This is a genomic window from Pseudomonas gessardii (assembly GCF_001983165.1).
In the GTDB taxonomy this organism is placed as follows: Bacteria; Pseudomonadota; Gammaproteobacteria; order Pseudomonadales; family Pseudomonadaceae; genus Aquipseudomonas; species Aquipseudomonas gessardii.
This window is the reverse complement of the sequence record NZ_MNPU01000029.1, coordinates 18,717-41,467: the sequence shown is the minus strand read 5'-3', so window position 1 is coordinate 41,467 and position 22,751 is coordinate 18,717. Positions and strand designations below refer to the sequence as shown.

Genomic DNA, 22,751 nt, shown 5'->3' with positions numbered 1-22,751 from the left:
AACCCCCCATGACCGCCATCGCTCGTATCACCCTGCTCAGCCTGGTATTGGGCTTGAGCGCTTGCGCGGTTCATCGGCCACCTCCTGCCCCTACGGGCCCGACCATCCCACCGTCGGGCCCATCGACCCAGCCGAGCAGCAAACCCAGCGGCCCGGTCACCGCGCCGCCGAAGGCCCTGCCCAGCAAGTCCCCGACCTTCGCCCCGCCGCCTGGCGCTGCCAGCCACTGGGACGGCAAGATGCAGGTGTACGTGCTGGACGAACAACCGGACACCTTCTACCGCCAGCGTACCTACTACCGCTGGAGCAACGGCTGGAGCCGCTCCATCAGCCCCAACGGGCCATGGGAAGAAACCAATGTGCAGGGCGTGCCGCCGGGGTTGAGCAAGCAGTATGCGCAATGACACAAGGCGACCTTCGGGTCGCCTTTTTCATGGTTGCTGAAAACACTGCTGCCCAATCAACGCAGATCAACTGTAGGAGCGGGTTTATCCGTCACTACTGCGGTGCAGCAGCGCCAGTACTTGCTTGAGGCTGGAGCCGGGAGCCTTCAAGATGCTCGCGGATGGCTGGATGTACTTTCCAGTGGCCCCGCTGCATGCAGTTGGTGGTCCAACAAGTCTGGCGACAAGCCAAGAGGGTGTTTTGATGGCGGGCAGGTTGATCTATCTCATCGGGCCATCGGGTTCGGGCAAGGACAGCCTGTTGGAGGCGGCGCGGGTGCCATTGGCCGAGCGCGGCTGCCGCATTGTGCGGCGGGTCATCACCCGGTCGGCAGAAGCGGTGGGCGAGGCCGCCCAGGGCGTAAGCCCCGCACAGTTCGCTGCGCTGGTGGCCGAAGGCGCCTTTGCTTTGAGCTGGCATGCCAATGGCCTGTCTTATGGCATTCCACGGCAGATCGACGACTGGCTGGCGGCCGGCGACGATGTGTTGGTCAACGGCTCTCGTGGCCACCTGGCGCAGACCCGCGCGCGTTATCCAACGCTACAGGTGGTGCTGCTGACCGTGGACCAGGCAGTGTTGCGCCAGCGCTTGCTGGCGCGGGGCCGTGAGTCGGAGGTGGAAATAGACGCGCGCCTGGCGCGCAATGCACAGTTCAGCGAAAGCCTGAAGGCCGCGCCAGGGGTGTTCCTGCTGGACAACTCCGGGCCATTGGCGCGCACCGTTGAGCAGTTGCTCGGAGGCCTGGGCGACGGGCAGTCGGCAGGATCCAGAGCGTGCTGACGTCAGACGCTTACTGGTGAAGATACCCTGGACACACTCAAGAACCGCACCAGCGCCACCAGCGGGAACAGGCTGCCGACGGCAATCACGCCCAGCCAGCCGCCATGTTCGTACACACTGCTGGCAATCGCCGAGCCGAAGGCGCCGCCGATAAAAATGCTGGTCATGTACAGCGCGTTCAAGCGGCTGCGGCTGTGGGCATCGAGGGCGTAGATGGTCCGCTGGCCGAGGACCATGTTCATCTGCACGCAGAAGTCCAGGACCACACCGGTCACCGCCAGGCCAATCACGCTGTAGAGCGGGTGGATAAACGCCGGCAGGAAACTCAGTGCGGCAAACAGCATCGCCAGCAGTGAAGCGCGGTAAGTATGGCCGGCATCGGCCAGGCGCCCGCTGATAGGGGCAGCCATGGCACCGAGGGCACCGACCAGGGCAAACAGTGCAATCTCACTTTGGCTCAGGCCGTGGTTACGCGACAGTTCCAGGGGCACGGCGGTCCAGAACAGGCTGAAGGAGGCAAACAGGCAGCCTTGGTAGAACGCCCGTTGCCGCAACAGAGGTTGCTCGCGCAGCAGCGTGCCCAGGGAACGCAGCAACTGGCCATAGCTGGCGCTGTGATCTGGCTGGCGCTTGGGCACGGTCAACAGCAGTACCAGGCTGATCAGGGCCATCATCGCCGCCGCCGCCATGAACATCGCGCGCCAGCCGAAGTGGTCCGCCACCAGGCTGGACACCGGACGCGCCAGCAGGATGCCCAGCAACAGGCCACCCATGATGCTGCCGACCACCCGGCCACGGGATTCGGCGGGCGCCAGGTGCGCGGCCAGGGGAATCAGGATCTGCACGGACACCGAGCTGAAGCCGATCAGCAACGACACCAGCAGGAAAAGGTTCGGCTGCTCGGTAAATGCCGCGCCCAGCAGGCTGGCGATGGCAACCACGGTGGTGGTGATCATCAGCCGGCGATTTTCCAACAGGTCACCCAGCGGCACCAGGAAGAACAGGCCCAGGGCATAGCCGATCTGGGTCAGGGACACGATCAGGCTGGCCATGGTGGGCGTCAGGCCGATATCCGGGGCGATCAGTTCAATGATCGGTTGCGCGTAGTAGATGTTGGCGACAATGGCGCCGCAGCAGAACGCGAACAGCAGCACCATGCCACGGGTCAGGGTGGCGGTCGCGGGCGGGGTAGCGGTCATGGTGTTCTCGTTAGAGCGGGGAAGGAGGATGTGCAGGGTAAAGGGTCGGCTGGGGACGGAGTAGAGTGTTACTAATAATTTCGGTCATGTCTGGCATTGATGCCTTGCGCGCAAGCCAATGTGGGAGCGGGCTTGTGTGGGAGCGGGCTTGCTCGCGAATGCGGTGGGTCAGACAAATAGTTTTTGACTGATACACCCCCTTCGCGAGCAAGCCCGCTCCCACACAAGCCAGCTCCCACATTCAGTTACTGGCCGTTGTAGATCTGGTCGAACACCCCGCCATCATTGAAGTGGGTCTTCTGCACGGTGCGCCAGTCACCAAAGGTCTTCTCCACCGACAGGAAGTCGACTTTCGGGAAGCGGTCGGTGTACTTGGCCAGTACCTTCGGGTCCCGTGGGCGCAGGTAGTTGTTGGCCGCGATTTCCTGGCCTTCTGCCGACCACAGGTATTTCAGGTAGTCATCGGCCACGGCACGGGTGCCTTTTTTATCGACCACTTTGTCGACGACCGACACCGGCGGTTCGGCTTCGGCAGAGACGCTTGGGTAGACCACCTCGAACTGATCACGGCCGAATTCACGGGCAATCATTTCTGCTTCGTTCTCAAAGGTCACCAGCACGTCACCGATCTGGTTGGTCATGAAGGTGGTGGTGGCGGCACGGCCACCGGTATCGAGCACCGGTGCTTGCTTGAACAGCTTGCCGACAAAATCCTTGGCCTTGTTTTCATCGCCGCCGTTCTTCAGGACATAGCCCCAGGCCGACAGGTAGGTGTAGCGCCCGTTACCGGAGGTCTTGGGGTTGGGGACGATCACCTGCACACCGTCCTTGAGCAGGTCCGGCCAGTCTTTCAGGGCCTTGGGGTTGCCCTTGCGCACGATAAACACCGTGGCGGAAGTAAACGGCGCGCTGTTGTTTGGCAGGCGGGTGACCCAGTTGTCCGGCACCAGTTTGCCGTTGTCCGCCAGGGCGTTGATATCGGTGGCCATGTTCATGGTGATCACGTCAGCCGGCAGGCCATCGATGACCGAGCGTGCCTGTTTGCTGGAGCCGCCGAAGGACATCTGCAAGGTCAGCTTGTCGTCCGGGTGCTCGGCTTGCCAGTGCTTCTGGAACGCGGCGTTGTAATCCTTGTAGAAGTCGCGCATCACGTCATAGGAGACGTTGAGCAGGGTGGTCGAGGCGGCCTGGGCGCCGACAGACAGGGCAAGGCCGGCGGCCAGGAGAGAAGCGCTAACGAGTTTTTTCACTGCTCATTCCTTGTTGTTCGAGAAGGTAGTGGCTTATAGCCCACGACTATAGCCGGGGCGACATAGACGCTTAAAGATTAAAAAGAACTTTGCTTATTCCACTTTCGGATAGAGCCCGTTGCCGCAACGTGAACAGAAGGCCGCGTTGGGTTCGTGGCTGTTTTTCTTGCATACCGGGCAATCGTGTTGCAGTTGCTCACCGCGCATGGCGTGGGCCAGCTCGGCGGTAAAGATCCCGGTGGGCACGGCGATGATCGAGTAACCGGTGATCATCACCAGCGACGAAATCACCTGGCCCAGCGGGGTCTTGGGCACGATATCGCCAAAACCCACGGTGGTCAGGGTCACGATGGCCCAGTAGATGCCCTTGGGGATGCTGGTAAAGCCATGCTCCGGGCCTTCGATCACGTACATCAGGGTGCCGAACACGGTCACCAGGGTGCAGACGCTGACCAGGAACACCACGATCTTCTGCTTGCTGCCGCGCAGCGCCGACATCAAGTAGTTGGCTTGCTTGAGGTACGGGCTCAGCTTGAGCACGCGGAAGATCCGCAGCATGCGGATGATGCGGATAATCAGCAGGTACTGGGCGTCGCTGTAGTACAGGGCAAGGATGCCGGGGACGATCGCCAGCAAGTCCACCAGCCCATAGAAACTGAAGGCGTAGCGCAACGGCTTGGGCGAGCAATACAGGCGCAGGCCGTACTCGATGAGGAAGATCAGCGTGAAGCCCCATTCGATATAGGCCAGCACGTTGGCGTAGTTCTGGTGCACTTGGTCGATGCTGTCGAGCATCACGACCACCAGGCTGGCGAGGATGATCAGCAACAGGAGGCCGTCGAAGCGGCGCCCGGCTGCCGTGTCGCTCTGGAAGATCATCACATAGAGCCGCTGGCGCCAGTCGTTGTTGCTGTCCATGAAGTTCGCCTGAATCGAAGATCTGCGAAGCCTAGGGGGATTCAAGCGGGCTGTCCATATTGGCCCTGTGCCGCAGGCGCAGGGTGGCGCGCACCAGCCAGCAGGCCAGGATAAACGGCGCGGTCAGCGGCGCCAGGTGCAGGCTGGCGAAGCCCGGGGTGAGGAGGACTGCCAGGAGAATCCCGAGCAAGGGCAGCCAGGGTTGGCGCCGATAATGGCTCAGAGCCAGGGCGGCAAGCGCCGGGTTATAGCTGTGCAGGCCGAGCAGGGCGCCGGCGCGGTCGTCGAGCAGCAGGCCCAGGACCACGCCGCAACAGGCGCCGAGCATGGCCCACAGCGCTGCACGAGGGCTGGCCAGCAGCAGGCCAAGGGCGATCAGCAGGCCGGCCAGCGGTTGGTCCAGCAGCACGACCTGCCCCAGGCCCGTCAGCGGCGCACTGAGCCAGTCCAGGGTGTGCGCTGTGCTGAGGGGCAACGTGGCAGGCGAGACGGTGCCGAGCAACAACCAGCCGATGCCGACGAAAGGTGCGGTGTAGGCGGGCAAGGCATCGCCATGGGCCATGCGCTTGACCCATTGGCGGGTCAGGATCGCACTCAGGCCGCCACACGCCAGGATCAGCGGCGGCAACAGCAGCGACCAGGCAAAGTGTTGGCTGATCAGCAACCCCAGCAAGACACCGTTGTAACTGTAGAGCCCGGCCTGGCGCTCGGCCTTGGGATAGTCGCGGCGCTGGGCCGTGAGCAAGCCGGCGACCCCGCCCAGCAGCGCCCCGCCGAGCAGGGCCGGGGCGCAGATCAGGATCGCCAGCAGGCAGAGCAAGCCACACAACGGGTGGCGTTGCAGGAAGATCTGGCTGAAGCCGTTGAGCAGGGCTTCGGCCCAGTCGGGGCAGGTTGGGTTGGGCATGGTGAGGGAGTCAGGGAGACCGAGTTATCCTTAATCGCAGACAAGCCAGCTCCCACATTTTGCTCTGCGAACAGGGTCAAATGTGGGAGTGGGCTTGCCGCGATAAGGCCCGAACAGACGCTAGATCAACGTCTCGATACGCAGCGAGTTGGTCGACCCCGGCTGCCCAAACGGCACCCCCGCCGTGATCAACAGCGTATCCCCACGCTGCGCCATGCCTTGGGCCTGGGCGATTTCCAGCGCCGTGGAACACACCTCGTCCACCTGGCGCAAGCGGTCATTGACCACCGAATGCACGCCCCAGGCCACGCTCAGGCGCCGGGCAGTGGACAGGTTGGGTGTGAGGTTGAGGATCGGCACCGCCGGCCGTTCCCGCGCCGCGCGCAGGCTGGAGCTGCCCGACTCGCTGTAGTTCACCAGCACCGCCACCGGCAGGATGCTGCTGATCCGGCGGATCGCGCAGCTGATGGCATCGGACACCGTGGCCTCGGCCTTGGGCCGGCTCACATCCAGTTGGCTCTGGTAGTCCGGGCCGTTTTCCACCTGGCGGATGATCTTGCTCATCATCTGCACGGCTTCCAGCGGGTATTCGCCGGAGGCGGTCTCGGCCGAGAGCATCACCGCATCGGCGCCCTCGGCCACGGCATTGGCCACGTCCGTGACTTCGGCGCGGGTCGGGGCCGGCGAGAAGCGCATGGACTCAAGCATCTGCGTGGCCACCACCACCGGTTTGCCCAACTGGCGGCAGGTGCTGATGATGTCTTTCTGGATTTGCGGCACGCTTTCGGCCGGCACTTCCACACCCAGATCGCCTCTGGCGACCATGATTGCATCGCTCAGCTCGGCGATTTCTTGCAGGTGGCGCACCGCCGAGGGTTTTTCGATTTTGGCCATCAAGAATGCCTTGTCGCCGATCAGCTCGCGGGCTTCGCGGATGTCTTCGGGGCGTTGCACAAATGACAGCGCCACCCAGTCCACGCCCAGTTCCAGGCCAAAGCTCAGGTCGCGGCGGTCCTTGGCGGTCAGCGGGCTGAGCTCCAACAAGGCTTGTGGGACATTCACCCCTTTGCGGTCGGACAGTTCGCCGCCATTTAGCACCGTGGTGTCGATCGCATCGGCGTGCTTGGTGATCACCCGCAGGCGCAGCTTGCCGTCGTCCAGCAGCAGGTCCATGCCGGGTTCCAGGGCCTTGATGATTTCCGGGTGGGGCAGGTTGACCCGCCGCTGGTCGCCCGGCGTGGGGTCGAGGTCCAGGCGCAAGGCCTGGCCGCGCAGCAGTTGCACCTTGCCTTCGGCGAAGCGCCCGACCCGCAGCTTGGGCCCTTGCAGGTCCATCAGGATCCCCAGCGGGTAATTGAGCTGGCGTTCGACCTGGCGGATCCATTGGTAGCGTTGGGCATGGTCGGTGTGTTCGCCATGGCTGAAGTTCAGGCGGAAGATATTTACCCCGGCTTGCACCAGTTCACGGATGTCATCGATACTGTCGGTGGCCGGTCCCAGGGTGGCGAGGATTTTGACCTTCTTGTCAGGCGTCATGGGCAGCAGTCTCAAGTATCAAAATGGCACGAAAGTCATTGACGTTGGTACGGGTCGGCTCGGTGACGATCAACGCGTCGAGTGCCGCGAAATAGCCGTAGCCATTGTTGTTGTCCAGCTCATCGCTGGCCGACAGGCCCAGGGCCTCGGCGCGGGCGTAGCTGGTGGGGGTCATGATTGCCCCGGCGTTGTCTTCGGAGCCGTCGATGCCGTCGGTGTCGCCGGCCAGGGCGTAGACGCCGGGCAGGCCCTTGAGGCTGTCGGTCAGGCTCAGCAAAAACTCGGCGTTGCGTCCGCCCCGGCCATGGCCGCGCACGGTCACGGTGGTCTCGCCGCCAGAGAGGATCACGCAGGGCGCCGCCAGCGGCTGGCCGTGCAGCACGATCTGCCGCGCAATGCCGGCGTGGACCTTGGCCACATCCCGCGCTTCGCCTTCCAGGTCGCCGAGGATCAGCGGGCTGAAACCGGCCTGGCGCACTTTCACCGCCACCGCTTCGAGGGATTGCTGGGGGCGCGCGATCAATTGGAAATGGCTGCGCGCAAGGCACGGGTCGCCGGGTTTGACGGTCTCCGACTCCGGGTTCTGCAACCAACTGCGCACCGAGCCCGGTACTTGGATCTGGTAACGCTTGAGAATTGCCAGGGCCTGTTGCGAGGTGCTCGGGTCGCCCACGGTCGGGCCGGAGGCAATCACTGTGGCCTGGTCGCCCGGCACATCGGAAATCGCATAGGTGTAGACCGTGGCCGGCCAGGCGGCCTTGGCCAGTCGCCCGCCCTTGATCGCCGAGAGGTGCTTACGCACGCAATTCATCTCGCCGATGGTCGCGCCGCACTTGAGCAGGGCTTTGTTGATGGCTTGTTTGTCGGCCAGGCTGATACCCGCCGCCGGCAACGCCAACAGGGCCGAACCGCCGCCGGACAGGAGGAAGATCACGCGGTCATCTTCGTTTAGGTTGCTGATCAGTTCCAGCACGCGCTTGGCTACGGCCTGGCCGGCGGCGTCCGGCACCGGGTGCGCGGCTTCGACCACTTCGATTTTCTGGCAGGGTGCGCCGTGGCCGTAGCGGGTGACCACCAGGCCCGAAACCTCGCCTTGCCAGCTGTTTTCCACGACCAGGGCCATGGCGGCTGCGGCTTTGCCGGCGCCGATCACGATCACCCGGCCGCTGCGGTCGGCGGGCAGATAAGGTTCGAGGACTTGCCGGGGGTGGGCAGCGTCGATGGCTGTGGCAAACAGCTCGCGAAGCAGGTGTTGCGGATCGACCGACATAAGCGGGCTCCCGGGTTCTTGTTATTGGATGTGAGACTTGGAATGAGGAACCCATGTGGGAGCGGGGCTTGCTCGCGATAGCGGTGTGTCAGGCAATACATCTGTTACTGATAGACCGCTATCGCGAGCAAGCCCGCTCCCACAGTTGACTGCATTTCAACGTGGGACAGGTGTGGCTTACTTATCGCGAATCGAGAAATTCGCCATATGCTCCAGCCCCTTGATCAGGCCTGAATGGTCCCAGTTGCCACCACCCAGCGCGGTGCAGGTGCTGAACACTTGCTGGGTCCCGGCGGTGTTGGGCAGGTTGATCCCCAGTTCCTTGGCGCCGGCCAGGGCCAGGTTCAGATCCTTCTGGTGCAGGTTGATGCGGAAACCCGGGTCGAAGGTGCCCTTGATCATCCGCTCGCCATGCACTTCGAGGATTTTCGACGAAGCAAAGCCACCCATCAGCGCTTCGCGGACCTTGGCCGGATCGGCGCCGTTTTTCGCGGCGAACAGCAGCGCCTCGGCCACCGCCTGGATGTTCAGGGCGACGATGATCTGGTTCGCCACCTTGGCGGTCTGGCCATCGCCATTGCCACCCACCAGGGTGATGTTCTTGCCCAGGCTCTGGAACAGCGCCAACGCGCGCTCGAAGGTCTGCGGCTGGCCACCGACCATAATGCTCAGGGTCCCGGCCTTGGCGCCGACTTCACCGCCCGATACCGGGGCGTCGAGGTACTGCGCGCCGGTGGCGTTGATCTTGGCGGCAAAGGCCTTGGTGGCGGTGGGCGAGATCGAACTCATGTCGATCACCACTTTGTTCGGCGACAGGCCGGCAGCCACACCGTCGGCGCGGAACAGCACGTCATCGACCTGGGGGGTGTCGGGCACCATGACGATAATGAACTCCGCTTCCTGAGCCACTTGCTGCGGGTTGGCCAGGGCCACGGCACCGGCGGCGACCAGCTCGGCGGGCGCCTTGCCATGGTGCTCGGAGAGGAACAGTTGGTGGCCTGCTTTCTGCAGGTTGGCGGCCATGGGTTGGCCCATGATGCCGGTGCCGATAAAGCCGATTTTAGCCATGGAGAAATCCTCTTTTTATTCGTTGTGCAGGTCTGGCGCGGTTTGCCAGACACAGGAGATCTAAATGTGGGAGCGGGCTTGCTCGCGATAGCGGTGTGTCAGCCGACATAAATGTTGAATGTCAGACCATCGCGAGCAAGCCCGCTCCCACATGGGGTTGTGTGGTGTGGCTTAGATCGCGTTATGGGTCTTGAGCCAACCCAGGCCGGCCTCGGTCGTGGTCAATGGCTTGTACTCACAGCCGACCCACCCCTGGTAGCCAATACGATCCAGATGCTCGAACAGGAACCGGTAGTTGATCTCACCGGTGCCCGGCTCGTTGCGCCCAGGGTTGTCCGCCAGCTGGATATGGTTGATTTGCTCCAGGTGCGTGGCCATGGTGCGCGCCAGGTCGCCTTCCATGATTTGCATGTGGTAGATGTCGTATTGCAGGAACAGGTTGGCGCTGCCCACCTGTTCGCGAATCGCCAGGGCCTGCGCCGTGTTGTTCAGGTAGAAGCCGGGAATGTCACGGGTGTTGATCGCTTCCATCACCAGCTTGATGCCCACCGCCTGCAGCTTGTCGGCCGCGTACTTGAGGTTGGCGACGAAGGTTTTTTCCAGGGTGGCGTCATCCACGCCGGCCGGGCGAATCCCGGCCAGGCAGTTGACCTGGGTATTGCCCAGCACCTGGGCGTAGGCAATGGCCAGGTTGACCCCGGCGCGGAACTCCTCGACCCGGTCCGGGTGGCAGGCCAGGCCGCGCTCGCCGCTGGCCCAGTCACCGGCCGGCAGGTTGAACAGCACTTGGGTCAAGCCGTGGGCGTCGAGTTGCGCCTTGATTTCGGCGGAGCTGAACTCGTAGGGAAACAGGTATTCCACCCCACTGAAACCGGCATCGGCGGCGGCCTTGAAGCGGGCGAGAAAGTCCTGTTCGGTAAACAGCATGGACAGGTTGGCGGCAAAACGCGGCATGGGGGTTCTCCTTAATCGAGCAATGAAATGGCAGTCGGTGCGTCGTTGCCCACCAGTGCCAGATCTTCAAATTCGTTGACGGCGTTGATCTCGGTGCCCATGGAAATATTGGTCACGCGCTCCAGAATAATCTCGACAATCACCGGCACCTTGAATTCTTCGATCATTGCCTGGGCCTTGCGCAGCGCCGGCTGGATCTGGCCCGGCTCGAACACCCGCAGGGCCTTGCACCCCAGGCCTTCGGCGACGGCGACGTGGTCGACGCCATAACCGTTGAGTTCCGGGGCGTTGAGGTTGTCGAAAGACAACTGCACACAGTAGTCCATATCAAACCCGCGCTGGGCCTGGCGGATCAGCCCCAGGTAGGAGTTGTTCACCACCACGTGGATATACGGCAGCTTGAACTGCGCGCCCACGGCCAGCTCTTCGATCATGAACTGGAAATCATAGTCGCCGGACAGCGCCACCACCTTGCGGCTTGGGTCGGCCTTGACCACGCCCAGCGCCGCGGGGATGGTCCAGCCCAACGGGCCGGCCTGGCCGCAGTTGATCCAGTGGCGTGGCTTGTAGACGTGCAGGAACTGCGCGCCGGCAATCTGCGACAGGCCGATGGTGCTGACGTAGCAGGTGTCTTTGCCGAACACCTGGTTCATCTCTTCGTACACCCGTTGCGGCTTGACCGGTACGTTGTCGAAGTGAGTCTTGCGGTGCAGGGTGGCTTTGCGCTGTTGGCAATCATGCAGCCAGGCGCTGCGGTCCTTGAGCTTGCCGGCGGCTTTCCACTCGCGGGCCACTTCGATAAACATCGTCAGCGCCGCGCCGGCGTCGGACACGATGCCCAGGTCCGGGGTAAACACGCGACCGATCTGTGTCGGCTCGATGTCAACGTGAATGAACGTGCGCCCCTCGGTGTACACCTCTACCGAACCAGTATGGCGGTTGGCCCAGCGGTTGCCGATGCCCAGCACCACGTCCGACTTGAGCATCGTAGCGTTGCCGTAACGGTGCGAGGTTTGCAGGCCGACCATGCCCACCATCAGCGGGTGATCGTCGGGGATGGTGCCCCAGCCCATCAGGGTCGGGATCACCGGGATCCCGGTTAGTTCGGCGAATTCCACCAGCAGTTCGCTGGCGTCGGCATTGATCACGCCACCACCGCTGACCAGCAACGGGCGCTCGGCCTGATCGAGCATGGCCAGGGCTTTCTCGACCTGGATGCGCGTGGCCAGGGGCTTGGCCAATGGCAGTGGCTGGTAGGCGTCGATGTCGAACTCGATCTCGGCCATCTGCACGTCGAATGGCAAGTCGATCAGCACTGGGCCGGGGCGGCCGGAGCGCATTTCATAGAAGGCTTTCTGGAACGCATACGGCACCTGGCCAGGCTCCAGCACGGTGGTTGCCCATTTGGTCACCGGCTTGACGATGCTGGTGATGTCCACGGCCTGGAAGTCTTCCTTGTGCATCCGGGCGCGGGGTGCTTGCCCGGTGATGCACAGGATCGGGATCGAGTCGGCCGAGGCGCTGTACAACCCGGTGACCATATCGGTGCCCGCCGGGCCCGAAGTGCCGATGCACACGCCGATATTGCCGGCCTTGGTGCGGGTATACCCCTCGGCCATGTGCGAAGCGCCTTCCACGTGGCGAGCGAGGACGTGATCGATGCCACCGACCTTTTGCAGGGCCGAATACAACGGGTTGATCGCGGCGCCCGGGATACCGAAGGCGGTGTCTACACCCTCACGGCGCATCACCAGAACGGCGGCTTCGATTGCTCTCATTTTGCTCATGGTTTTGGTGCCTCTTGCGTTTTGTAATTGTATACAAGTGGTGTTGCTTCAAAGTGTATTCACGGCGAGCTGCGCAGGTCAATCCATTTTCTTCTTACGCCTGTGCATTCGTCGGAAGGCTTTTTAGCAGGAATATTTCGACGTATGGTGCAAATATTAAGAAATATTGTATACAAAAAATAAATCTATTGTGTTCTATTTGTTGCATCCGGCTTCTGCTCAAGCAGAGCCCCAAGGCTTTCTCAATAACAAGATAAGGACGGCACCCATGAGCGCTCTCACCTTGAAAGTCGCAGTCAACCTGGTCAGCCAGGCCATCACCGCAGGCCGCACCATTGCCGCTGCACCGCTGACTATCGCGGTGCTCGACAGCGGCGGGCACCTGATCACCCTGCAACGGGAAGACGGCGCCAGCCTGCTGCGCCCGCAAATTGCCATCGGCAAGGCCTGGGGTGCGATAGCCCTGGGCAAGGGCTCGCGCTTGCTGGCGCTGGATGCCCAGCAACGCCCGGCATTTATCGCCGCGCTCAACAGCCTGGGGCAGGGCGGCGTGGTACCGGCGCCGGGTGGGGTGCTGATTCGGGACCCGGCGGGGTTGGTGCTGGGGGCGATCGGGATCAGTGGGGATACGTCGGATATTGATGAGCAGTGTGCGATTACGGCGATTGAGGGGGTGGGGTTGTTGGCGGATGCGGGGGTGTCTGCTTGAGGTGGTAGTGACTGTCATGGCCCCATCGCGAGCAAGCCGCTTTTGACCTGTGAACGCGGTCAAAATGTGGGAGCGGGCTTGCTCGCGATAGGGGCGCCTCGGTCCTAAACCTATACCCAAATCGCATCCCACAACGGATAGTCGCCAATCCTCTCCACCAACCCCGCCCTCAACGGATTGGCCACCACATACCTGGCCGTCTTCACCAGATCATCTTCCTTGCGCAGCGTGCGATCATGAAAGCTGGTTTGCCAAAGCCTTCCCTTGCGGCCAGTGGCGCCATTGACCGATCGAGTGCTTTTGGATTTGACCTGGCACATCAAGTCGCCCAGCGAACCTTTTTGCAGTTGGATCAACCAGTGGAAATGGTCGGGCATCACCACCCAGGCCAGAGAGTGCGCCAGCCCTTGATAGTGGGCGAGCCTGAACTGCCAGACCACCAGGCGGCCCAGGTAGAAGTCACTGAAGATCGGCACACGTTCGTGGGTGTTGGTGGTGATCAGGTAGATGTGGTTGGTTTCGCTGAAACGGCCAATGCGCAGGCGGTGTGAAGCAGGGAGATCAGGCATTCCTTGGCCTCTCTTCAAGTGGTGTTCTGAGAGGCTAGATCTGGGAAGCAGGCATTGAGGGCCTGGCTTTTGGCAGGATGTGTCTGGGAGGGCGCTATCGCGAGCAAGCCCGCTCCCACAGTGGTTTTGCAGTGTTCATACAATCTGTGTCTGGCACAGATCCAAATGTGGGAGCTGGCTTGCCTGCGATAGCCACACCACGGTCCATCAGTCCGGCTCACACCCCTTGAGCACCAACCGAATAATCGTCTGCGCCGCTGCTTCATAGTCGGCCTCATCCAGCTTGGCCTTGCCGGTCACGGCCGAGATCTGCCAGTCGAAGTCGGCGTAGGTCTGGGTCGCCGCCCAGATGCTGAACATCAGGTGGTTGGGGTCGATGGCGGCGATCAGGCCGCGATCGACCCAGCTCTGGATGCAATCAATGTTGTGCTTGGCCTGGGCATTGAGTTGCTGCACCTGCTCGGGGCTCAGGTGCGGCGCGCCGTGCATGATTTCGCTGGCGAATACTTTGGAGGCAAAGGGCAGGTCGCGGGAGATGCTGATTTTCGAGCGGATATAGCTGCTCAGTACCTGCTTGGGGTCGCCGTCCGGGTTGAAGGGGGTGGAGGCGGCCAGGATCGGCTCGATGATGCTTTCGAGCACCTCGCGGTAGAGGTTGTCCTTGGATTTGAAGTAGTAATAGACGTTGGGCTTGGGCAGCCCGGCCTTGGCGGCGATGTCGCTGGTTTTGGTCGCGGCGAAGCCCTTGTCGGCAAACTCCTCGCTGGCAGCCCGCAGGATCAGTTCTTTGTTGCGCTCGCGAATGGTGCTCATAGACCAGATGATTCCTTGCCAGGACAGGCGGTTGCGCATGGTAGCACCGGCGATCCGCGCGTCTCAAGAATCTGCCCGCGACGCTTTGTACCACGCTATGCTGCGAAAAATCTCACATCACTAAGGACATCCGGCTTATGGCAGGAAGCAGCTTGTTGGTACTGATCGATGACATCGCCGCCGTTCTCGACGATGTAGCCCTGATGACAAAAATGGCCGCCAAGAAAACCGCCGGGGTGTTGGGTGACGATCTTGCGCTGAATGCGCAGCAAGTCTCTGGTGTGCGCGCCGAGCGGGAAATCCCGGTGGTATGGGCCGTGGCCAAGGGCTCGTTTATCAACAAACTGATCCTGGTGCCCGCGGCGCTACTGATCAGCGCCTTTGCGCCATGGGCCGTCACGCCGTTGTTGATGCTGGGGGGCGCCTACCTGTGTTTCGAGGGTTTTGAAAAGCTCGCCCATAAATTCCTGCACAGCCAGGCCGAAGCTCAGGCCGAGCATGCTCAGTTGGTCAAGGCCGTGGCCGATCCGGCAATGGACCTGGTGGCCTTTGAAAAAGGCAAGATCAAGGGCGCGATCCGCACTGACTTTATCCTCTCGGCCGAAATCATCGCCATCACCCTGGGCACCGTGGCCGATGCGCCGTTGATGCAGCAAGTGATCGTGCTGTCGGGCATTGCTCTGGTCATGACCATTGGCGTGTACGGTTTGGTGGCTGGCATCGTCAAGCTCGACGACCTGGGGCTGTGGATGGCGCAAAAGCCCGGCCAGTGGGTACGGGATATTGGTAACGGGCTACTGCGCGCCGCGCCGTACATGATGAAAAGCCTGTCGGTGATCGGCACGGCAGCGATGTTTATGGTCGGTGGCGGCATCCTGACCCACGGCGTGCCTGCAGTGTCGCGCTGGATTGAAAGCGTGAGCCAGAGCATCGGTGGTATCAGTTGGTTGATGCCGACCTTGCTCAATGCCATCGCGGGGATCATCGCCGGCGCGGTGGTGCTGGCGTTGGTGTCGGTGGCGAGCAAGGTCTGGCACGCTTTGAGGGGCTAGAGGCTGAAATTATCGCAGTGCGCTGTAGCCTTTTTCGCTGAATGCCTTGAACAACTGTGCTTCCGAGCCGCCTGAAACACTGCCAAATGAACCGAAGCCCTGTATGTGCCGATCGTTTTGCTGGGTTGGGCCCTGACGCTTCAGGTTTTCGCGGCTATCAATATAGGTTGCCACTTGCGCCAGGTTATAGGCGGCATCGGCGCGTGAATCGAAATTGTGGTTGGCTGCACCCCAATCGCCGGTATGTTGCTTGAGCTGATTGATGAAGTTGCTTGCGAAAGGACCGTCTTGTTTGAGGATGTCCTTGAGGATCGGCGTGTCCTTGAAGATTTGTTCGGCGCTGCGATGATCGCCGGCAGGCCGGGTAGATTTTTCCGGGGGCGCACTCAGGCCGGGTTTCGTTGAGGCCTGGGCTTCTGCCGTTGCGGAGCCGGAGGGGATTTGCGCTGTGATGGGGGGCTGGGAAACCGATATCGTCATGCTGGCGTTCCACTGGAAAGTTTGAGGGGGGGCAACGGGAAGTCAGCCTGTTGTGTGTCAGGCTGACTTGCGGGTGTGCCTGGGTTTTAAGTGGTAAGCATGTGCGAAAGGGTTCCGGGTGGGGGCTATTGAGATGGTGAGTTGATGTCGGCACTTTTTATCTGGGGCGTAGAACGTGGTAGCCATTCTTTAGCACGGATAAAAGTAATTCTTCCTTATGTATGAGTTTTCCTTCGGACAAAATTAGTTCGCTTCTAAGTTCCGCGTTGGGGCGGTCTATAGTTATCTTATGAAGATAGTTGACTATAGATGCTAGGTTGTAATTGGCATCTGCTCGTGTCTCGGGATTTATATTGTTTTTACTCCAGTCTCCCGTGTGTTTTTGATAGTCCTGACTGGACTCTTTAAAGTGGGGGAGTTTATTTATGTTTGAGAGTGTTTTTGCGACTAGTGGGTTGTCTCGCATGATGTCCTCGGCGCTTCGTTGATCTCCACGGGGGCGTCCCGTGGGGTGGGTTGGCCTTGTATGGATCTGCTGCTCACCTTTGAACTCCAGGCTGGAATAACCATGTTCGATAAACTTCGTGAGCAGCGCATGTTCGGAGTCCTTTCGGATGGATTGACCACGAAATGGAAGGCCGATTTGCTCATGCCGCACAACTTGCTCGTTACCTAAATAACCACTGAGAAAACCATCATTGTGTTGGCTTGCCACTACGGCATGCGCATTTTTTGAGTCAATAAAGTTGAACAGACGTGCGGCGTTATAGGCCGCATCGGCGCGGGCGTCCGGGTTCTTGTTGGCGGTTGTCCAGTCGCCGGTGCGTTTGTAGATGCCTTGTTTATAGGCGTCGGGCAGGGGCCTGCTCTCTGGACCACCTCTGTAAATGCTCTGGCGCATCTCCAGGTTTTTAAGGGTAGGGTTGGCATTGATGATCTGTTCAGCCGTCCGGCGATCACCTGCCGGCCGACCGGTTGCGGCGGTTGGGCGGGTTGCGCTGTCCGGGCCTTTTAGGGCCGCCGGTTGCAGGGTGTCGGGCACCGAGCGCTCGGCCCGTGGCTTTTGACTGTTTTGTGCAGAGTCGGGTGTGGTGGTATGGAGAATGCTAACTTGATTGGAGATTGCCTGCTGGATAATACCCATTGCGGTAAAGGCTCTGATGTCCATAAACGGATCCTTTTTATTGGATGTTTATCATTGTTTCTATTTAAGTGAAAAGTGCGAAGACGCCAACCACTCTTGATTTAAGTGGTGGTGAGGGGTGGGTAGTTCCATATGTTCATGTTTCTGATATTAACCCGGCCGCAATACAGTACTTGACTATAAAAATATACCGGTCTTCGGAAAGGGTTAAATGTAAGTGTTGGAATAGTCGATAAAGCTTGTACGAGTAAAGGCATCCAGATAAGGGAATCTGGACGTGGGCAGGGTTCTGGGCCCGGGCTTACATTTACTGCAAGGCCGGGCTGCAGTGGTTACACGCTACTCGGCAATCTGCAACTTGCGCGACTCGCTATACACATAGCGCACTTTTTCATACTCGAACGGTGAGTTCATCTGGCCGTAGCGAAAGCTGGTCTGATAGCGTTTGTCTACCGCGCGCAGGGCCCAGATTTCCGGGTGGTTGGAGCTGACTTCGGCAACGTTGAGGAAGTTGATCTGGGATTCGGCGGTGTAGTCCACTAGCAGGCCGCCGGTGTCGCGCAGGTTGGACGGGCCGAGGATCGGCAGGACCAGATAGGCGCCGCCGGGTACGCCGTAGAAGCCCAGGGTCTGGCCGAAGTCTTCGCTCTGGCGCGGCAGGCCCATGGCGGTGGCCGGGTCCCACAGCCCGGCGATGCCGAGAGTGGTGTTGACCAGCAGCCGGCCGGTGGTTTCCAGAGAGCGGTGGCCCTTGAGTTGCAGCAGGCTGTTCAGCAGGTTGGGCACATCGCCCAGGTTGTTGAAGAAGTTGCTGACGCCGGTGCGCAGGAAACTGGGGGTGACGTAGCGATAGCCGTCGACCACCGGCAGGAATACCCATTGGTCGAAGCGGTAGTTGAAGTGGTACACCCGGCGGTTCCACGACTCCAGCGGGTCATAGACGTTGAGGGCGTTGAGGGTCGAGCGCTCGAATTCGCGTTGGTCTAGGCCGGGGTTGAACTTGAGCTTGCTCAGGGGCTCCTTGAAGCCATCCGGGTCGACTGCGGTCGGTGCGTGAGCCTTGCTGTTGTCCGCGTTGGCAACGCCTGCACAGAGTAAGGCGGCAAGAAGCAGGAGATATTTAGCCACGGAAGAACTCCAGCATGGCGTCGGCGTTGACGCGGTAATTGAGGTTGCCGCAATGGCCGCCCAGGGGGTAGACGGTCAAGCGATCGCCGAAGGTCTTGCGCAGGAAACCCAGGTCGCCAGGGCCGAGGATCACATCGTCGGCGTTGTGCATCACCGCGATTTTCGGGCTGTCGCGCAGGTAGTCCTCAAGGGCGTACAGGCTGACCTGGTCGATCAGTTGCAACAGGCTGCCGCCGTCGGAGCGGGCGCGCCACATTGGGATCACTTGTTCGGTGAGGTAGCAGTCGAAATCACATTGCAGCGCACGCTTGAGAAACGGCGTGAGGCTGGTGCTTTCGGTGATCGGGTATTTGGGCGGAGTGATCAGGCCGCGGCGGTTGATCAGGTCCGAGGTGAAGGCGATATCGGCGGCCGAGAAGCGGAACGAGGTGCCGATCAGCATCGCCATCTGCTCGTTGGTCAGGTGCTCCTTGGAGTTCTGGAAGTCGTAGAGCAGGGCGTCGTTGAGGTCGATATAGCCTTTTTGCTGGAAGTAGCGGGTCAGCTTGTTCAGCACCAACTCATAGAACGTGGTGCTGTTATTGATGCCCTTGACCTCGGTCTGCACCAACTTATCGAGGTTGCTGATGGAGGTGTAGAGGTTGACCGGTGGGTTGAGCAGCAACACTTTCTTGAAGTTGAAGCTGCGCCGGGTTTCGTCCAGCTTGCTGACGAATGCCGCGTCCAGCGCGCCCAGGCTGTAGCCGGTGAGGTAGAAGTCGGTGACCGGCAACGTGGCGTTTTGCGCACGTACGGCCTGCATCACGCGGTACATGTCCTCGGCGTCTTCCTGGGTGATGCCGGGTGTGGCGAAGCGCGAGGCGGCGCTGATGAAGTCGTAGCTGGTGGGCGACGACAATTGGACGACATGGTAGCCGGCCTTGTAGTACAGCTTTTTCAGGTATTCGTTGAGGGTGCTGTCAAAGCGCGCACCGGTGCCGGAGATCAGGAAGATCAGCGGTGCGGCGCGGTCTTGTTTGGCAATGCGGTAGGTGAGCTTCTTCACCGGCCAGAAGTTGGCGGGCAGGCTGAACTCACGCTCCGGGCGCATGGTCAGGCTGTAGTCGGACTGGTTGATGTCATCGATGGATGGCAAATCCGGCCGCAGATCCGGGGGCGTCGTGGCGATGGTCGCTTCAAACGGGTTGGTCAAAGGGTAGCCATAGCTGGCCGGGTCGACATCAACCGCCAGTGCTGACGCACTCAAAAAAAGGCTACCCAACAGGGCAGCACAGCGCAAGGAACGGAGCATGACTAAATCCCTAAGAGGAAACGTGCTTAATGAAGTTCGCAGGCTATGACCACCGCGTTATCGCCGAAGTGCCAGCCATCGGCACTAAATATCGGAAAAAAACGTAGGAATCGAGGTAATAGTAGGCAGACGATACACTTTGGCACGCTTTGATGAATAGTTATCTGTGTGCAACCCTTGCCAATGGCCCCGGGGAGATTAAGCTGGGCGCCGTTTTCGCCTATCGGAGTGCCCGTATGTTCCCTCGTTTGCCGCTGATCCTGCTGCTGTTGGCCTTGCCGTTATGGCTGGCCGCCAGTTATGGCGCCCGTTATGGGTTTATGGAGGATGGACAGTGGGTGGGCCTCTGCGCTGGCGATGCCAGCCGCTGGGAGTGCCAGTTGCGGGCCAACCTGGGCCTGATGATTCACTTTCGGGTGTTGGGCTGGGCCGCGTTGGCCACGTCGGTCCTGGCGTTTTTTGTACCAGGCCGTGCCGGTTGGGGCTTGGCGGTGCTGGGGTTGGCGTTCGGGATCCCGGCATTGGCGTTGTACAACACCAATTTTGCGGTGTTTGCGCTGGTGATTGCCGGGTTGCGGTTGGTCAGGGCGCCTCGGACTGTCTGATAGGGCCAATCGCAGGCAAGCCTGCTCCCACATTTGAATGTATTCACAGATCAAAATGTGGGAGTGGGCTTGCCCGCGATAGCAATCTCAAGCCTTGCGCACCCGCAGGCAACGCCACAAGGCTGCAACTATCAACACACTGACCAGCGCCCAACCCAGCGCCTGCTGGTTCATCAAGCCTTCCTGGTACAGCTGCGGTGCAATGCTGGCGCCAATGATGAAGGTCAGCAGGGCGATTTCCCGCCGTGGCCCGCTGACCGGGCGCAGCAGGTAGACCAGCGCCGGCAGCAGCAGGGCGGCGCTGGGGAAGCTGCGGTAGCGTGGGTCGAACACCAGCGCCAGCATCATCACCGCCGCAGCGAACCCGGCCATTGCAATCAGCCAGCCGGCCCGCTGCTCCAGCCAGGCGAAGGCCCGGGCGCGCCAACCCTGGCGAGCGCTCAAGGCCAAGGCCCCATGGGCCAGCACCAGCAGGTTCAGGGCCAGCAGTAGCCCGGCCCAGATCCATTCATCGGTAAAGCGTGCCGTCACCCGGGTCAATTCGGCCCAACTGCCAATCGAGCCCGCCGCCACTGCGCTCAACAGCGGCAGCAATAACGCGGCGCGGGTGCTGCGCACACGCCCGCCGAGCACCAGGGTGCCCAGCAGGATCAGCCCGCCAACGCCCAGCCATACTGGCCAGTACGGCACGTTGGTGACCGGGCCGGCCAGGATGCCCTTGTCCTGGCGATCGGCATCGAACAGCCCCCAGTAGCCGCCGACCGCGCCTTCGCTGGCGCGTTTCCAGGGTTGGTCAAAGGCTTCGATCAGGTTGTAGTGCCAGCCGTTGGCCTCGGCCATGGCGACGAAGCCGCGAATGAACTTGGCTTCGTTGACCCGGCTCGGCACGGCGGTTTCCCGCTGGCGACCCTCGCTGGGCCAGCCGGTTTCGCCAATCATCACGTCCTTGGGGGCAAAACGATTGCCGAAGGTCTGGCGGATATCGCCGACATGGCGCAGGGCCTGGTCGATCCCCGCCGGGTCATCTTCCCAGTAGGGCAATAAGTGAATGGTCAGGAAATCCACCGCCGGGGCCATTTCCGGGTGTTGCAGCCAGAACTCCCAGACATCGGCATAGGTGACCGGCTGCTGGATCTGGCTTTTGACCTTTTCGATCAACTTCACCAACTGCGTGGCGGTGATTTCCTTGCGCAGCAGGGCTTCATTGCCGACGATCACCGATGTGACCACGTCGGGGTTGGCATTGGCCGAGGCGATCAGCAGGTCGACTTCCTTGGCGGTGTCCACCGGGTTGCTGTTGACCCAGGCACCGATCATCAACTTCAGGCCGTGTTTGCGCGCCAGCTCGGGCAAGACCTCAAGGCCGGCCTGGGAATAGGTGCGGATGCACTCAAAGCGTGTGGCCAGCAGGGCCAGGTCGGCGTCCATGCGCGCGGGGCGCAGTTTGAACGGCTGGTCGAACGGCGATTGGTCCTTGTCGAAGGGCGTGTAGGACGCGCATTGCAGCTTGTGGCTGGCGCTGGCCACATCCGGCAGCAGCACCGGTTGGCCGAGGCCGTACCAGTAGCCACCGAGCGCAAACAGGCCGAGCAACAGGGCGAATATATAAGGCAGGAAGGGGAAGCGGGCAGTCGTGGTCATGGTCACGCCGTCAGGGAGCAAAGCCGCGCATCTTACCTGTATTTGCCGGTTTTCAGGGCGACCGCATAATTTTGACATGCAAAGTCCGGGCGGAATTTTTACGGTTTTTCCGATGAAACGGCTTGCTGGCTTTGTGATGTCGTTTCTTGCTCAACCGAGGTCGTAGCCAGAGCAGGTCCGCAGGGGCGGCAGGTTGATGATCCAATGGCACCACAGAGCAACAGGTTGACGTCGCTCGGCATCCGTCGGGCGCAGCACTTTCGGGGATGCACTATGAAGATGCGACGACTTTTGGGCGCAGCTGCCACCTTGGTAGTTGCGATGAGCGCCACACTGGCCAGCGCCGACAGCAAGACCCTGAGCATCGGCTATGTGGACGGTTGGTCGGACAGCGTCGCCACCACCCATGTGGCCGCCGAAGTGATCAGGCAAAAGCTCGGTTATGAGGTGAAACTGCAGGCGGTCGCCACCGGGATCATGTGGCAGGGCGTGGCCACCGGCAAGCTCGACGCCATGCTCTCGGCCTGGCTGCCAGCGACCCATGGCGAGTATTGGACCAAGAACAAGGACAAGGTGGTCGACTACGGCCCCAACTTCAAGGAGGCGAAGATCGGCTTGATCGTGCCGGAGTACGTCAAGGCCAAGTCCATCGAGGACTTGAAGACCGATACCACCTTCAAGAACAAGATCGTGGGCATCGATGCCGGTTCAGGCGTGATGCTCAAGACGGACGAAGTCATCAAGCAATATGGCCTGGACTACAAGCTGCAAGCCAGCTCCGGGGCGGCGATGATCGCGGAATTGACCCGTGCCGAAGACAAGCAGGACTCCATCGCGGTGACTGGCTGGGTGCCACACTGGATGTTCGCCAAATGGAAACTGCGTTTCCTTGAAGACCCCAAGGGCATTTATGGCGCCGCCGAGACCGTCAACAGCATTGGCAGCAAGGGCCTGGAAAAGAAAGCCCCGGAAGTGGCGGCGTTCCTGAAGAAATTCCAGTGGGCCTCCAAGGATGAAATCGGCGCAGTGATGCTGGCCATCCAGGAAGGCGCCAAGCCTGATGTGGCGGCCAAGGATTGGGTGGCCAAGCACCCTGAGCGTGTGGCTGAGTGGACTGCTCCATAACTCCCCCAAAAAACTGTAGGAACGGGCTTTGTGTGGGAGCGGGCTTGCCCGCGATGGCGATTTTTCAGCCGATACATTCGG

The 22,751-nt window shown here is 61.0% G+C and carries 22 protein-coding genes; 6 read left to right on the top strand and 16 right to left on the bottom strand.

The genetic code is table 11. The features are described from left to right. The first annotated feature begins 8 nt into the window (after positions 1-8). A complete protein-coding gene (locus tag BLL38_RS19205) occupies positions 9-404 on the top strand; it encodes a lipoprotein (RefSeq protein ID WP_038447033.1) in 396 nt (131 codons plus the stop codon). A gap of 244 nt (positions 405-648) precedes the next feature. After that, positions 649-1,224 (top strand): phosphonate metabolism protein/1,5-bisphosphokinase (PRPP-forming) PhnN, encoded by a 576-nt coding sequence (phnN, locus tag BLL38_RS19200; RefSeq protein ID WP_038447035.1) that lies wholly within the window; start codon positions 649-651, stop codon positions 1,222-1,224. Between the two features lie 2 nt (positions 1,225-1,226). On the opposite strand, the gene BLL38_RS19195 is transcribed toward phnN, so the two are convergent. From BLL38_RS19195 to gcl, 9 genes are all read right to left on the bottom strand, one after another. Further along, positions 1,227-2,423, bottom strand: coding sequence for an MFS transporter (locus BLL38_RS19195; protein WP_038447042.1), 1,197 nt, complete (start codon positions 2,421-2,423; stop codon positions 1,227-1,229). Between the two features lie 245 nt (positions 2,424-2,668). Next, positions 2,669-3,673, bottom strand: a complete 1,005-nt coding sequence (locus tag BLL38_RS19190; RefSeq protein ID WP_038447044.1) for a sulfate ABC transporter substrate-binding protein — start codon at positions 3,671-3,673, stop codon at positions 2,669-2,671. Positions 3,674-3,766: 93 nt separating this feature from the next. Next, positions 3,767-4,591, bottom strand: a complete 825-nt coding sequence (locus BLL38_RS19185) for an ion transporter (protein WP_076963935.1) — start codon at positions 4,589-4,591, stop codon at positions 3,767-3,769. A 31-nt stretch (positions 4,592-4,622) separates the two neighbouring features. Beyond that, positions 4,623-5,498, bottom strand: a complete 876-nt coding sequence (locus BLL38_RS19180) for an urea transporter (RefSeq protein ID WP_076963934.1) — start codon at positions 5,496-5,498, stop codon at positions 4,623-4,625. A 120-nt stretch (positions 5,499-5,618) separates the two neighbouring features. After that, a complete protein-coding gene (pyk, locus tag BLL38_RS19175) occupies positions 5,619-7,034 on the bottom strand; it encodes a pyruvate kinase (protein ID WP_076963933.1) in 1,416 nt (471 codons plus the stop codon). Continuing rightward, positions 7,024-8,304, bottom strand: a complete 1,281-nt coding sequence (locus BLL38_RS19170; RefSeq protein WP_076963932.1) for a glycerate kinase type-2 family protein — start codon at positions 8,302-8,304, stop codon at positions 7,024-7,026. Before BLL38_RS19170 ends, pyk begins: the two co-directional genes overlap by 11 nt. A 177-nt stretch (positions 8,305-8,481) precedes the next feature. Then, entirely contained in the window at positions 8,482-9,372 is an 891-nt protein-coding gene (locus BLL38_RS19165; protein ID WP_076963931.1) for a 2-hydroxy-3-oxopropionate reductase, read from the bottom strand. A gap of 171 nt (positions 9,373-9,543) precedes the next feature. Then, positions 9,544-10,326, bottom strand: a complete 783-nt coding sequence (gene hyi / locus BLL38_RS19160; RefSeq protein WP_076963930.1) for a hydroxypyruvate isomerase — start codon at positions 10,324-10,326, stop codon at positions 9,544-9,546. Between the two features lie 11 nt (positions 10,327-10,337). Beyond that, on the bottom strand, positions 10,338-12,113 hold the full coding sequence (gene gcl, locus BLL38_RS19155; RefSeq protein ID WP_076963929.1) for a glyoxylate carboligase: 1,776 nt from the start codon (positions 12,111-12,113) through the stop codon (positions 10,338-10,340). Positions 12,114-12,381: 268 nt separating this feature from the next. Between gcl and BLL38_RS19150 the strand changes: the two genes are divergently transcribed. Continuing rightward, complete coding sequence (locus BLL38_RS19150; protein ID WP_076963928.1) at positions 12,382-12,822, top strand: GlcG/HbpS family heme-binding protein; 441 nt, start codon at positions 12,382-12,384, stop codon at positions 12,820-12,822. Positions 12,823-12,932: 110 nt separating this feature from the next. Here the strand turns inward: BLL38_RS19150 and BLL38_RS19145 are convergent, their stop codons facing one another. After that, positions 12,933-13,391, bottom strand: a complete 459-nt coding sequence (locus tag BLL38_RS19145; protein WP_076963927.1) for an REP-associated tyrosine transposase — start codon at positions 13,389-13,391, stop codon at positions 12,933-12,935. A gap of 207 nt (positions 13,392-13,598) precedes the next feature. Then, positions 13,599-14,204 (bottom strand): TetR/AcrR family transcriptional regulator, encoded by a 606-nt coding sequence (locus BLL38_RS19140; protein ID WP_057438851.1) that lies wholly within the window; start codon positions 14,202-14,204, stop codon positions 13,599-13,601. Between the two features lie 137 nt (positions 14,205-14,341). On the opposite strand from BLL38_RS19140, the gene BLL38_RS19135 reads away from it, so the two are divergent. Then, complete coding sequence (locus tag BLL38_RS19135) at positions 14,342-15,256, top strand: DUF808 domain-containing protein (RefSeq protein ID WP_076963926.1); 915 nt, start codon at positions 14,342-14,344, stop codon at positions 15,254-15,256. 9 nt (positions 15,257-15,265) lie between these two features. Here the strand turns inward: BLL38_RS19135 and BLL38_RS19130 are convergent, their stop codons facing one another. The 4 genes from BLL38_RS19130 to BLL38_RS19115 all read right to left on the bottom strand — a co-directional run bounded on the left by BLL38_RS19130 (position 15,266) and on the right by BLL38_RS19115 (position 19,299). Beyond that, positions 15,266-15,736: a hypothetical protein gene (locus tag BLL38_RS19130; RefSeq protein ID WP_083743085.1), complete on the bottom strand. Its 471-nt coding sequence runs from the start codon at positions 15,734-15,736 to the stop codon at positions 15,266-15,268. A gap of 157 nt (positions 15,737-15,893) precedes the next feature. Beyond that, entirely contained in the window at positions 15,894-16,904 is a 1,011-nt protein-coding gene (locus BLL38_RS19125; RefSeq protein ID WP_076963925.1) for a hypothetical protein, read from the bottom strand. Between the two features lie 315 nt (positions 16,905-17,219). Beyond that, a complete protein-coding gene (locus BLL38_RS19120; RefSeq protein ID WP_076963924.1) occupies positions 17,220-18,008 on the bottom strand; it encodes an MlaA family lipoprotein in 789 nt (262 codons plus the stop codon). Further along, positions 18,001-19,299, bottom strand: coding sequence for a serine/threonine protein kinase (locus BLL38_RS19115; RefSeq protein ID WP_076963923.1), 1,299 nt, complete (start codon positions 19,297-19,299; stop codon positions 18,001-18,003). The genes BLL38_RS19120 and BLL38_RS19115 overlap by 8 nt, the downstream gene beginning before the upstream one ends. A 236-nt stretch (positions 19,300-19,535) precedes the next feature. Between BLL38_RS19115 and BLL38_RS19110 the strand changes: the two genes are divergently transcribed. After that, positions 19,536-19,904 (top strand): hypothetical protein, encoded by a 369-nt coding sequence (locus tag BLL38_RS19110; protein ID WP_076963922.1) that lies wholly within the window; start codon positions 19,536-19,538, stop codon positions 19,902-19,904. Between the two features lie 87 nt (positions 19,905-19,991). Here BLL38_RS19110 and BLL38_RS19105 read toward each other — a convergent pair whose 3' ends face one another. Then, positions 19,992-21,545: a glycoside hydrolase family 17 protein gene (locus BLL38_RS19105; protein ID WP_076963921.1), complete on the bottom strand. Its 1,554-nt coding sequence runs from the start codon at positions 21,543-21,545 to the stop codon at positions 19,992-19,994. A gap of 273 nt (positions 21,546-21,818) precedes the next feature. On the opposite strand from BLL38_RS19105, the gene BLL38_RS19100 reads away from it, so the two are divergent. Further along, the gene (locus BLL38_RS19100; protein ID WP_076963920.1) at positions 21,819-22,670 is read left to right on the top strand and encodes a glycine betaine ABC transporter substrate-binding protein; all 852 of its coding nucleotides are present in this window, start codon (positions 21,819-21,821) and stop codon (positions 22,668-22,670) included. Positions 22,671-22,751: the final 81 nt, after the last annotated feature.

Excerpts from the sequence above, each read along its gene's own strand:
- BLL38_RS19135 (WP_076963926.1), top strand. The coding sequence starts at position 14,342 with ATGGCAGGAAGCAGCTTGTTGGTACTGATCGATGACATCGCCGCCGTT.
- pyk (WP_076963933.1), bottom strand. The coding sequence starts at position 7,034 with ATGACGCCTGACAAGAAGGTCAAAATCCTCGCCACCCTGGGACCGGCC.
- BLL38_RS19105 (WP_076963921.1), bottom strand. The coding sequence starts at position 21,545 with ATGACCACGACTGCCCGCTTCCCCTTCCTGCCTTATATATTCGCCCTG.
- BLL38_RS19130 (WP_083743085.1), bottom strand. The coding sequence starts at position 15,736 with ATGACGATATCGGTTTCCCAGCCCCCCATCACAGCGCAAATCCCCTCC.
- BLL38_RS19110 (WP_076963922.1), top strand. The coding sequence starts at position 19,536 with ATGTTCCCTCGTTTGCCGCTGATCCTGCTGCTGTTGGCCTTGCCGTTA.
- hyi (WP_076963930.1), bottom strand. The coding sequence starts at position 10,326 with ATGCCGCGTTTTGCCGCCAACCTGTCCATGCTGTTTACCGAACAGGAC.
- BLL38_RS19125 (WP_076963925.1), bottom strand. The coding sequence starts at position 16,904 with ATGGACATCAGAGCCTTTACCGCAATGGGTATTATCCAGCAGGCAATC.
- BLL38_RS19170 (WP_076963932.1), bottom strand. The coding sequence starts at position 8,304 with ATGTCGGTCGATCCGCAACACCTGCTTCGCGAGCTGTTTGCCACAGCC.
- BLL38_RS19140 (WP_057438851.1), bottom strand. The coding sequence starts at position 14,204 with ATGAGCACCATTCGCGAGCGCAACAAAGAACTGATCCTGCGGGCTGCC.
- BLL38_RS19205 (WP_038447033.1), top strand. The coding sequence starts at position 9 with ATGACCGCCATCGCTCGTATCACCCTGCTCAGCCTGGTATTGGGCTTG.
- BLL38_RS19165 (WP_076963931.1), bottom strand. The coding sequence starts at position 9,372 with ATGGCTAAAATCGGCTTTATCGGCACCGGCATCATGGGCCAACCCATG.
- phnN (WP_038447035.1), top strand. The coding sequence starts at position 649 with ATGGCGGGCAGGTTGATCTATCTCATCGGGCCATCGGGTTCGGGCAAG.
- gcl (WP_076963929.1), bottom strand. The coding sequence starts at position 12,113 with ATGAGCAAAATGAGAGCAATCGAAGCCGCCGTTCTGGTGATGCGCCGT.
- BLL38_RS19145 (WP_076963927.1), bottom strand. The coding sequence starts at position 13,391 with ATGCCTGATCTCCCTGCTTCACACCGCCTGCGCATTGGCCGTTTCAGC.
- BLL38_RS19195 (WP_038447042.1), bottom strand. The coding sequence starts at position 2,423 with ATGACCGCTACCCCGCCCGCGACCGCCACCCTGACCCGTGGCATGGTG.
- BLL38_RS19185 (WP_076963935.1), bottom strand. The coding sequence starts at position 4,591 with ATGGACAGCAACAACGACTGGCGCCAGCGGCTCTATGTGATGATCTTC.
- BLL38_RS19150 (WP_076963928.1), top strand. The coding sequence starts at position 12,382 with ATGAGCGCTCTCACCTTGAAAGTCGCAGTCAACCTGGTCAGCCAGGCC.
- BLL38_RS19180 (WP_076963934.1), bottom strand. The coding sequence starts at position 5,498 with ATGCCCAACCCAACCTGCCCCGACTGGGCCGAAGCCCTGCTCAACGGC.
- BLL38_RS19115 (WP_076963923.1), bottom strand. The coding sequence starts at position 19,299 with ATGCTCCGTTCCTTGCGCTGTGCTGCCCTGTTGGGTAGCCTTTTTTTG.
- BLL38_RS19100 (WP_076963920.1), top strand. The coding sequence starts at position 21,819 with ATGAAGATGCGACGACTTTTGGGCGCAGCTGCCACCTTGGTAGTTGCG.